Origin of the sequence: uncultured Enorma sp. (assembly GCA_905210055.1) — a bacterium.
GTDB lineage: Bacteria > Actinomycetota > Coriobacteriia > Coriobacteriales > Coriobacteriaceae > Enorma.
Map to the genome: position 1 here is coordinate 1 of CAJLVH010000055.1, position 11164 is coordinate 11164.

Sequence of the window (11164 nt, forward strand, 5' to 3'; positions counted from 1 at the left end):
ACATGCTCAAGGGCAAGCAGGGCCGCTTCCGCCAGAACCTGCTCGGCAAGCGCGTCGACTACTCCGGCCGCTCGGTCATCGTTACCGACCCGAAGCTCAAGCTGCACCAGTGCGGTCTGCCCAAGACCATGGCACTCGAGCTCTTCAAGCCCTTCGTCATGAAGCGTCTCGTGGAGCTCGGCAAGGTCGAGAACATCAAGGGTGCGAAGCGCGCCATCGACCGCAACGCCAGCTTCGTGTGGGACATCCTCGAAGAGGTCATCGACGGCCGCCTCGTGCTGCTCAACCGCGCACCGACGCTCCACCGCCTCTCCATCCAGGCGTTCGAGCCCGTGCTCGTTGAGGGCAAGGCTATCCACCTGCATCCGCTCGTCTGCGAGCCCTTCAACGCGGACTTCGACGGCGACCAGATGTCGGTGCACGTGCCGCTGTCCTACCAGGCTCAGGCCGAGGCCCGCGTGCTCATGCTCTCCTCGAACAACCTGCGTTCGCCGGCGTCCGGCAAGCCCGTGAACACCCCGCGCCAGGACATGATCATCGGCGTGTACTACCTCACGCAGGAGCGCGACGGCCTGTCCGGCGAGGGTCACATCTTTGCGAGCTTCGATGACGCCCTCAACGCCTACGACGCCCGCGCCGAGATCGACCTCCAGGCCAAGATCCAGGTGCGCGTGAGCGCGGCGGACGCCAACGTGGTGAACGAGGACGGCACGCTTGCCTTCCGCGTGAACAACGGCGGCGAGTACCTCGATCTCGACGTGACGGGCTCCAAGACCGCCCGCTTCGAGACGACGATCGGTCGCATCATCTTCAACCGCCAGTGCCTGCCGCACGACTACGAGTTCATCAACTACAAGATGGTGAAGGGCGACGTGAGCCGCCTCACGAGCGACTGCTGCGACCGCTACGAGCAGGCCCAGGTCGCCGAGATCCTCGACAACATCAAGTACACCGGCTTCCACTACGCCACCCGTGCCGGCCTCACCCTTTCTGTGTGGGACGCGCTCATCCCGGAGGAGAAGCCCGAGATTCTCGCGAAGACCCAGGCCGACGTCGACCGCATCAACGCGAACTTCGAAGAGGGCTACGTCACCGAGCTTGAGCGTCACAACGAGGTCGTCAACGCCTGGACGAGCGCGACCGACCAGGTGTCCAAGCTCATGCTCGACATGTTCGACGAAGAGAACCCGCTCTACATGATGGCCGACTCCGGCGCCCGTGGCTCCAAGACCCAGCTGCGCCAGCTCGGCGGCATGCGCGGCCTCATGGCCGACATGTCCGGTGACACCATCGACCTTCCCATTAAGGCGAACTTCCGCGAGGGTCTGCTGCCGCTCGAGTACTTCATCTCGACGTACGGCGCCCGTAAGGGCCTCGTCGACACCGCGTCGCACACCTCCGACTCCGGTTACCTCACGCGTCGTCTCGTCGACGTGGCGCAGGACGTTATCGTGCGCGAGGAGGACTGCGGCACCACCGAGGGCGTGACCTACCAGCTGCAGCTCGTCGAGAACGAGAACGACGAGCCCGAGCTCAACACCGACCTCATCGGCCGTTGCTTCGTGGAGGACGTCGTGGCGCCCTCCGGCGAGGTGCTCTTCCACAAGGACGGCTACATCGAGAGCAAGGCGGACCTGCAGAAGATGATCGACGCGGGTCTCACCTCGGTGAAGCTGAGGGCGCTGCTCACCTGCCGCTCCAAGTACGGCGTGTGCCAGAAGTGCTACGGCTGGGATCTTTCAACCCGTCGCCCCGTCGCTATCGGCACCGCGGTGGGCATCATTGCCGCGCAGTCCATCGGCGAGCCCGGCACGCAGCTCACGATGCGTACCATCCACTCCGGCGGCGTCGCCGGCGTCGAGGACATCACGCAGGGTCTCCCGACCGTCTCGCGTATGTTCGACATCGTGGGCAACGTGAACGAGAAGATCCTCGGCCGCGAGGCTGAGCTTGCTTCGCACTCCGGCATGCTGTCGATTCGCACGGAGGGTTCGAAGTACGTCATCACCATCACCGACGTGGACGATTCCACGCGCGTCATCGACCGCAAGGAGATCACCTCCGGCGTGCGCTTCATGCCGGGCTTCGGCGCGGGCGAGGAGTACGACCACGAGGTGCGCGCCGGTGACCAGATCACGCGTGGCTTCGTGAACTTCCGCAACCTCCGCAAGCTCACCGACATCGAGTCCACGATGCACACCTTCGTGCAGAACGTGAAGGAGGTCTACACCTCCCAGGGCGTCGACTTGAACGACAAGCACATCGAGGTGCTCGCGCGTCAGATGCTGCGCCGCGTGGCTGTGACGAACCCGGGTGATTCGAAGTACCTGCTCGGCGAGTACGTCGACCGCTACGAGTTCGCCGACGAGGTCGAGCGCGTCGCCCGTATGGGCGGCGTGGCGCCCGTGGCCGAGCCGGTGATCCTGGGTACGCTCAAGGTTGCCTCGAACATCGATTCCTGGCTGTCCTCCGCGTCGTTCATCCGCACGGCCGGCGTGCTCACCCAGGCCTCGATCGAAGGCAAGGTCGACCACCTGCTCGACCTCAAGTCCAACGTCATCGTGGGCAAGAAGATCCCCGCTGGTACCGGCCTCAAGCCGTACTCGAACGCCACGCTCACGTATCGCACGCCCGAGGGCTATGTCGCGGTGGGCGACGGTGCATCGTCGGCCAGGAGCCAGAGCCTGCCCGACTGGGCGCCCGAGGAGCTCAAGGAGCTCGACGAGCAGCTGCCGCTGCAGTCCGACTGGGCTGGCTACGACGATTACAGCGGTGCCGACGGTTCGTTCACCCGCAACGGTCGCACTATCTCCGCCGACGACGCGAAGCTCTACCTTTTCGACGACCTCGGCGTGAGCCAGCGCTGGACGAACAAGTTCAGCGAGGTGGGCATCGAGACCGTGGGCGACCTCGTGGGCAAGAGCGAGGAGGATCTGCTGCGCATCGACGGTATCGGCGCGAAGGCGATCGAGGAGCTGCGCGACGGCCTGGAGAAGCACAACCTGCTCTTCATTCTCGACAACAACGACGACGTCGCCGATGAGGAAGTCCTCTCGCAGCTGCTGCAGATGGTCTTCAGCCCGGACGGTCCGGACGACATCCTGCTCGGCACGAGCGCCCCGCGCCACCACTTCGACTCCGACGAGGAGATGATCGGCGCGCCGGCGGACAGCTCCGCGAACAGCGCGGCGTCTGGCGTCATCAACGAGGACATGGCCTCACTCGACGGGCTGTTGAACCAGCTCGTGGATGGTGACGTATCCGAAGACGGCGAGGACGAGGAGTAGCCTCGACCTGCCGGAAATCTTGCTCGCATGCGACCCGCCTTCATATGAGGGCGGGTCGCATCTTGTATCGCGATGAGAGCCCATCGGGAGGTGGCGTTTGTTGCTTGCGTTTCCGCCGCGCGCAAGGCGACTGCCGAGGTCGGTTGGGGTGAGACTAGGTTTTGCAATGGACGGAATCGCGATGCGTGCCTGCGGGCATGCGCCGAGTGCAATACGAGTGGCTTCTTTTTGACAGGGGAGGGGGTTCATGATAGCCTTCATATAATTGGGGCAATAGCCCGATTGTGTTGGGTGGAAGGCGGTAATAATGGATGTCGTGCGAAGAACGCTGAAGCCATTCGTTGCGGCGGTGTTCATCAGCGTCGCTGCGATGCTCGTCGTGCTGGCGCCGCGTATGGCGTATGCGGCGGAAGTCGAAGTTGACAGCTTTGAGGAGCTGGTCAGTGCGGTGAAGAGTGCGCCTGCCGACGACCCCTCGACGATTACGCTTGCTGACGATATCACAGCAACGGATAATCTGTCGTTGGTTGCGAACAGCACGGTCGTACTCGACTTGAACGGATGTACGCTTGACATGGCCGACCATTCGATTCGAATGGGAATAAGCAGCGCGCTTGAAATTCAGGACAGCAGCCCGAATGGTGGCGGAACCATCTCGGGAACCGGTTCGTATACCATTAAGACGGGTACAAGTCGCAATTCGAAGATAACCGTGAAGAGCGGATCTGTGAGCAATTCGACTGGCGCTGCGGTCGGTATGACGGCGCATGGCGCGGAGTTCAAGATGACGGGTGGAACGCTCTCCGCTCCTGTGCCGCTCAGCCTTCAGCTTAACGCGACCGCATCCATTACTGGCGGTACGCTCGTCTCGACAGATGGAGGCGTCGCTGTTGACATGACGCAGGGATCCCCGCAGGGTGTTTGCGGGCTTACGATTGGCGTAGCGGGCGATTATGATACGCCGGTTCTGCGGGGAAACGTCAAGGCGTATACAGGTGTGGCGACCCTCGAACTGCTCGGTGGCACCATCCAGGGCGTGGAAGGTGAGCTGCCGAGTGGGGCGACGCTCACGAGTCGCTTCGAAAGCGACGTTGCAACGGTGCTCCCCGCGAATATGCAGTGCATCGAGCGCGATGGGGCGTGGTACGTCACGTCGCTCGATTCCGAAGCGGCTGCCGGTGCGAAAATCGTGAAGAGCGATGGGAGCATCGAATACTACCAGCTTGCCTCGACGGCGCTCGGCGCCCTTTCCGATGGTGATACTCTGACGCTGTATGAAGATGCGAACGCTCAAATTTCGGTTGACGGCTTCGCTGCCACGATCGACCTGAACGGGCGCACGGTCACCTCGGATGCTGACGCAGTGGTGAGCCTCGCCGGTTCGGGAGCCGATCTCACCATCATGAACGGCGCGATCGTTTCGACCTCTACATCGGAGAATGCGGTAATCATCATGGTTGCCGATAAGGACGGGATGGACGGTGCCAACCTCACGCTTGAGAACGTCGATCTTACGATGCGGAACAGCGGCGGTGCCGGCATCCAGGTTTACGGTCTCAACACGAAGAATGCCGTCACGCTCGACGGCTGTACGATCACCGTGCCCGACGATGTGATGGGCGTCTACTTCCCGGCTGCCGACAGCACGCTTACCGTGCGCGACACGCAGATCACGGCGGGCACGGGTATCGGCATCAAAGGTGGCTCGCTTGTCATGAGTGGCGACAGCGTTATTCATGCGAAGGGAGAGAACGATCCCGCGGGCATCCCTTCGACTGGCGGCATCGCTGAGACCGGTGCGGCAATCTATGTGGATGGCGGCTATAAAGACCGTACAGTCAACGTTGAGATCCAAGGTGGAACCTATACAAGCGACAAGGGGAGCGCGCTGCAAGAGCTGGTAGATCCCGCACGCCCCGATGCAACCCCGGTGACGGTCGAGGTGTCGAGCGGCGCGTTCTCAGACGCGAGCATCAAGGGGTATCTCGTAGGGGATGCCGCGGTCGTGGTGAACGAAGATGGCACGTGCGATGTGTATCCGACGGAAGCCGAGGCGCTTGCGAACGGCGGCAGCTACAAGGTCATTGACGAAGACGGGCACACCTGGCTCTTCCAGAACGAGCAGGACGCGCAAGATTTTAACGATGGGCAGGGCGGCGTCACAAAGCCGATCGAACAGGTCACCCATACAGTGACATTCGACGACTGCCTTAAAGGCACCGCGAACGCTTCCGTCGAGGTTCCCAACGGTCAGGGAGTATCGAAGCCCCAGGATCCCGAGTGCGCTGGGTATCGCTTCTTGGGTTGGTATGAGCTCGTGAACGGCGCATATGCGTCTGAGCCGTACGACTTCACTTCTGCCGTTACTGCAGATCTTACGCTCTATGCTAAGTGGGAGCGGGTCGCTGGACGGCCTTCCGGCGGGCAACCCTCGGGTGAGCCACCTGCCAGTGGCACGCTTGAGCAGACGGGCGATGCGAGCACGCTCGCGACCGCTGCTGTTGCCGCAGCTGGAGTGGTGACTTTTGTCGCGGGCGCGGTGATAGGCCGCAAGCGCAAGTAGCATTTTCCGAACCTTTTATAAAGAGTAGGCTGAGCGGTGGGGTCGAATCGCGTGGTTCGACCCCACGTCTGCGTTTACAAAGCACCGGTGCCATATCCGGGTGCGTCATGCTACTGCGTGCGGGAAATCCGTGATACCATCGGGTGGATTGCATGCAACCAAGGGGGCCGTATGCCTACCGCTTCAACATTGGGATACCGCATAAAAAGTGTATTGCTCGCTCTTGCAGCGTTCGGCTTGATGATCCTTCTTCCCAATATGGTAAGCGGGGTTATCTTGGGCGTGATTGAATCCGTTGCGCTCCGAACCGGTGGATACGAGGCCCTTGCCGAGGCATACGGGTTTCTCATTGATAACTTGAACCTCTTTTCGGCGCTGGTGTACGCGCTGTTTGGTTTGCCGGTGTTCGCGTGGGTGCTCGTCATGCGAAGGCACGGTCGTGGGGCGACGCAGATGGTGCCTTCGGTCGAGCGACTCGAACAGGTATCATTTTGCGTGCGCGGTGTCGCGCGCAGCGCCTGGTTCGATGCTGCGTTCCTTGGCATCGGTATGCAGTTCGTCACGACGTTCATCATGATCCTCGTCATGGTGCTGCTCCCTGCTGCGATGGAGGAGTACCAGGAACTCGTGGGCGATTCCGGCCTGCTGGATTACGGCATCATGTGGTTCATCTCGACGATCGTGCTTCCGCCGCTTGTCGAGGAGACGGGTTTCAGGGGTTTGGGACTCACGTATCTCAAGCGTGCCGGCGTGCCGTTCGTGGTCGCGAATGTGCTGCAGGCGCTCGCGTTCGGCCTGTTCCATGGGAACCTCGTGCAGGGCATCTATACCTTCGTGCTCGGATTGTTCATGGGCTATGTGGTGCATCGGAGCGGGTCGGTCGTGCCTGCGATGCTCATGCATGCGGTCTACAACCTTATGGGAACGCTCGGGTCGGATGTTCTGTACACCCTGGTGCCTTGGCTCCCGTTCTGGGTCGAGCTTGCGGTCGGTGCGGTGCTCTCACTTGGCGCGATGATTTCCCTGCACGACCGCGGGGGACGGCCTGCCGCCTCTTCGTAAATCGCATTGACGAGGGTTCCGCGAGGGGTTCATGTGCTGTGCATCGTGCAGGTCGGGCTTGCCGAGAACTGCTAACCAGATTCGCATGAAGCGCGGCGTTCCTTCGACTGCTAAGAAGTGAAACACCGTGCTACGTGCTGCTACGCTCTAAAATATGGAGATTCCGCGAGATTTGTCCAAATTAAGGATACGCCCGGACGCGTGGTGTTTGACAAGCTATACCCGCGCGCGTAATGTACCGCCTTGCGTGTTTCGAAGGTGGATGCTGACGCCTCGATTCAAGCCGTTGCACCTAGTATACAAGCTGGAATCATCAGAAGAAGGAGTACGCTTTGCCTACAATTAACCAGCTGGTCCTTCACGGCCGCAAGTCCAAGCCCGCGAAGTCCAAGAACGCGGCTCTTCAGCACAACCCGCAGAAGCGCGGCGTGTGCACCCGCGTGTTCACCACCTCTCCCAAGAAGCCGAACTCGGCTCTTCGTAAGGTGGCCCGTGTTCGTCTGGTCAACGGTATCGAGGTTACGGCCTACATCCCCGGCGAGGGTCACAACCTGCAGGAGCACTCCATCGTGCTCGTCCGCGGCGGCCGCGTGCGCGACCTGCCCGGTGTGCGCTACAAGATCATCCGCGGCGCCTACGACTGCGCTGCGGTGAACAACCGCCTGCAGTCCCGCTCCCGCTACGGCGCGAAGCGTCCTAAGCAGAAGTAACAGACCCATATCGCTTGCGCGCCGCCTCGCATATCGTAGGCAGCGCGACGAAATCCACGCTAGAGGAGATTTATCATGCCGCGTCGTGCATCTAAGACTCATCGTCGCGAGATTATGCCGGATGCCGTGTATAACAACCGTCTCGTGACGCAGCTTATCAACAAGGTCCTTCTCGACGGCAAGAAGGCTACCGCCGAGCGCATCGTGTACGGTGCGTTCGACATCGTTGCGCAGAAGTCCGACCAGGATCCGCTGGCCGTCTTCAAGAAGGCCATGGAGAACGTCAAGCCCACGCTCGAGCTCAAGCCTCGCCGCGTCGGTGGCGCCACCTACCAGGTTCCTGTCGAGGTCAACTCCCGCCGTTCCACGCAGCTCGCCATCCGCTGGATCGTGAACTTCAGCCGTGCCCGCAAGGAGAAGACCATGGCCGAGCGCCTCGCCAACGAGATCCTCGACGCCTCCAACGGCGTCGGCGCTTCCATCAAGCGTCGCGAGGACCTCTTCAAGATGGCCGAGGCCAACCGCGCGTTCGCGCACTACCGCTGGTAATTCTGGGAGGAATTGAAAGTGGCTAAGAAGAAGTACAACCTTGCCGAGACCCGCAACATCGGCATCATGGCGCACATCGACGCTGGTAAGACCACCACGACCGAGCGCATTCTGTACTACACCGGCAAGACCCACAAGATCGGCGAGGTTCACGAGGGCGCCGCTACCATGGACTGGATGATCCAGGAGCAGGAGCGCGGCGTGACCATCACCTCCGCTGCCACCACGTGCTTCTGGCACAAGGGCGGCAAGGCGGGCGAGGGTCCGGCCTACCGCATCCAGATCATCGACACCCCCGGTCACGTGGACTTCACGGCCGAGGTCGAGCGTTCGCTCCGTGTTCTCGACGGCGCTGTGGCCGTGTTCGACGCCGTCGCCGGCGTCCAGCCGCAGTCCGAGACCGTGTGGCGCCAGGCGCGCAACTTCAACGTTCCGCGCATCGCCTTCATCAACAAGTACGACCGCGTGGGTGCCGACTTCTTCCACGCGATCGACACCATGAAGGAGCGCCTGCACGCTAACGCCGTGGCCATCCAGGTCCCGATGGGCGCCGAGGATAACTTCTGGGGCGTCATCGACCTCGTGACCATGACCGCGTGGGACTTCAAGGCCGACGATAAGGGCATGACCTATCCCGAGGCTATGGCCGAGATTCCGGCTGAGTTCGCCGACATCGCCGCCGAGAAGCGCGAGGAGCTCCTTGACGCCGCCGCCAATTACGACGACGAGCTCATGGAGATGATCCTCGAGGAGCAGGAGATCCCCGTCGAGAAGCTCAAGGCCGCCATCCGCACCGGCGTGCTCGCCAACGAGCTCAACCCCGTTCTCGTGGGCTCCGCCTACAAGAACAAGGGCGTGCAGGAGCTGCTTGACGCTGTCGTCGATTACCTGCCGAGCCCGCTCGACGTGCCGCCTGTGGAGGGTACGAACCCCTCGACCGGCGAGACCGACACCCGCAAGGCCGACGACGCTGAGCCGTTCAGCGCGCTTGCCTTCAAGATCGCGACCGACCCCTACGTTGGTAAGCTCACGTTCTTCCGCGTGTACTCCGGTCACGTTGACGCCGGCTCCTACGTGGTGAACGCCACGAACGGCCAGCGCGAGCGCTTCGGCCGTATTCTCGAGATGAACGCGAACGACCGCGTCGACGTTGACGGTGCTTCTACCGGCGACATCCTCGCTGCCGTGGGTCTCAAGAACACCACCACTGGCGACACGCTCTGCGCCGAGGGCCACGAGATCATCCTCGAGTCCATGGAGTTCCCCGATCCGGTTATCGACGTCGCTGTCGAGCCCAAGACCAAGGCTGAGCAGGACAAGATGAGCATCGCGCTCACCAAGCTCGCCGAGGAGGACCCGACCTTCCAGGTGCGCACGAACCACGAGACCGGCCAGACCATCATCGCTGGTATGGGCGAGCTGCACCTCGAGATCATCGTCGACCGTCTGCTCCGTGAGTTCAAGGTCGAGGCGAACGTCGGTAAGCCGCAGGTCGCCTACCGTGAGGCTCCCGGCCACGACGTCGAGCGCGCCCAGGGTAAGTTCGTCCGCCAGTCCGGCGGCCGCGGCCAGTACGGCGACGCCGTCATCAAGCTCGAGAAGATGGAAGAGGGCTTCGGCTACGAGTTCGTCAACGGTATCGTGGGCGGTGTCGTGCCGAAGGAGTACATCCCCTCCATCGACAAGGGCATCCAGGAGGCGCTCCAGACCGGCGTCATCGCCGGCTACCCGGTCGTCGACGTCAAGGTGACCCTCTTCGACGGTTCCTACCACGAGGTCGACTCCTCCGAGGCCGCCTTCAAGATCGCCGGCTCCATGGCCATCAAGGAGGCCCTGCGCCAGTCCGACCCGATTCTGCTCGAGCCCGTCATGGCCGTCGAGGTCGAGACCCCCGAGCAGTACATGGGTGACGTCATGGGCAACCTCTCCGGCCGCCGCGGCAAGATCGAGGGCATGGACGACCGCTCCGGCAACAAGGTCATCCGCGCCAAGGTGCCGCTGGGCGAGATGTTCGGCTACGCGACCGACCTGCGTTCGCAGACTCAGGGCCGCGCGTCCTACACGATGCAGTTCGACTCCTACGAGCCGGCGCCCAAGTCTGTTGCCGACGAGGTCATCAGCAAGTCTGGTGCCAACGCGTAATCACTCGCGATCGTAAAGTAGGTATCAATCGCGAGGATTGTCTCGCACATCAAGGAGGTAACGTTGTCTACCCAGAAGATCAGGATCCGCCTCAAGGGTTACGATCATGAGGTCGTGGATCAGTCGGCGAAGCTCATCGTCGAGACCGCCCAGAAGACGGGCGCCCGCGTCTCCGGCCCCGTGCCGCTGCCCACCGAGCGCAACCTCTACACCGTCATCAAGGGACCGCACGTCGACAAGGACTCGCGCGAGCAGTTCGAGATGCGCACCCACAAGCGCCTCATCGACATCCTCGATCCCACGAGCGGCACCGTCGATTCGCTCCAGCGCCTCGACCTTCCCGCCGGCGTGGACATCCAGATCAAGCTCTAAGCTTGTAGCTGCATAACGCTGAAAAGCCCGCTTCCCCTGCAAGGGAGGCGGGCTTTTTGCAACACTTTGGCGCTTAACACTTTGGGGACGGGGTCAAAAGTGTTGAAAGTAACACTTTTGACCCCGTCCCCAAAGTGTTACCCGGTGGCAGCGGCGGTTAGGCGAGAAGGTGCGCCCACTCAGGATGCTTTTCGAACCAACCTACGGCATAGCTGCAGGTGGGGCGTGCGCGACGATCGGTGCGTTCGAGCTCGTGCGCGCAGGCTTCCAGGAGCTTGCCCGCCATGCCCTGGCCGCGCAGGCTTGGATCGACGAAGGTGTGATTGATGTCGACGACGCCTTCGCCGCAGGCGGGGAAGGTGACCTCGGCGAGCACGCTGCCGTCTTCCGCGCGCAGGCGGATCGCATGGTTTTCGACGAGGAAATTCGGCTGAATATTCTCGCTCATCGGTGTCTCCTAGAAGACGGGGCAGGGGGGG

At 62.1% G+C, this 11164-nt stretch carries 8 protein-coding genes; 7 read left to right on the forward strand and 1 reads right to left on the reverse strand.

What is annotated here, in order from left to right; genetic code table 11:
* The 7 genes from QZ079_RS04990 to rpsJ all read left to right on the forward strand — a co-directional run.
* Nucleotides 1-3287, forward strand: a 3287-nt coding sequence (locus tag QZ079_RS04990) for a DNA-directed RNA polymerase subunit beta' (RefSeq protein ID WP_297035880.1), incomplete at its 5' end; no start/stop codon positions are given.
* Between the two features lie 307 nt (nucleotides 3288-3594).
* Nucleotides 3595-5850: an InlB B-repeat-containing protein gene (locus tag QZ079_RS04995; protein WP_297035882.1), complete on the forward strand. Its 2256-nt coding sequence runs from the start codon at nucleotides 3595-3597 to the stop codon at nucleotides 5848-5850.
* Nucleotides 5851-6021: 171 nt separating this feature from the next.
* Nucleotides 6022-6912, forward strand: a complete 891-nt coding sequence (locus QZ079_RS05000; RefSeq protein ID WP_297035885.1) for a CPBP family intramembrane glutamic endopeptidase — start codon at nucleotides 6022-6024, stop codon at nucleotides 6910-6912.
* Nucleotides 6913-7244: 332 nt separating this feature from the next.
* Nucleotides 7245-7622, forward strand: coding sequence for a 30S ribosomal protein S12 (gene rpsL, locus QZ079_RS05005; protein WP_291289614.1), 378 nt, complete (start codon nucleotides 7245-7247; stop codon nucleotides 7620-7622).
* Between the two features lie 75 nt (nucleotides 7623-7697).
* A complete protein-coding gene (gene rpsG / locus QZ079_RS05010) occupies nucleotides 7698-8171 on the forward strand; it encodes a 30S ribosomal protein S7 (protein ID WP_291289613.1) in 474 nt (157 codons plus the stop codon).
* 18 nt (nucleotides 8172-8189) lie between these two features.
* Nucleotides 8190-10313 carry an elongation factor G gene (gene fusA, locus QZ079_RS05015; RefSeq protein ID WP_297035890.1) on the forward strand — a complete coding sequence of 708 codons (2124 nt, stop codon included), beginning with the start codon at nucleotides 8190-8192 and terminating at the stop codon, nucleotides 10311-10313.
* 63 nt (nucleotides 10314-10376) lie between these two features.
* Nucleotides 10377-10685, forward strand: coding sequence for a 30S ribosomal protein S10 (rpsJ, locus tag QZ079_RS05020; protein WP_291289611.1), 309 nt, complete (start codon nucleotides 10377-10379; stop codon nucleotides 10683-10685).
* 157 nt (nucleotides 10686-10842) lie between these two features.
* On the opposite strand, the gene QZ079_RS05025 is transcribed toward rpsJ, so the two are convergent.
* Entirely contained in the window at nucleotides 10843-11133 is a 291-nt protein-coding gene (locus QZ079_RS05025) for a GNAT family N-acetyltransferase (protein ID WP_291289610.1), read from the reverse strand.
* Between the last annotated feature and the right edge of the window lie 31 nt (nucleotides 11134-11164).

Coding starts and splice junctions, on each gene's coding strand:
- QZ079_RS04995 (WP_297035882.1), top strand. CDS start 3,595: ATGGATGTCGTGCGAAGAACGCTGAAGCCATTCGTTGCGGCGGTGTTC.
- QZ079_RS05000 (WP_297035885.1), top strand. CDS start 6,022: ATGCCTACCGCTTCAACATTGGGATACCGCATAAAAAGTGTATTGCTC.
- rpsG (WP_291289613.1), top strand. CDS start 7,698: ATGCCGCGTCGTGCATCTAAGACTCATCGTCGCGAGATTATGCCGGAT.
- QZ079_RS05025 (WP_291289610.1), bottom strand. CDS start 11,133: ATGAGCGAGAATATTCAGCCGAATTTCCTCGTCGAAAACCATGCGATC.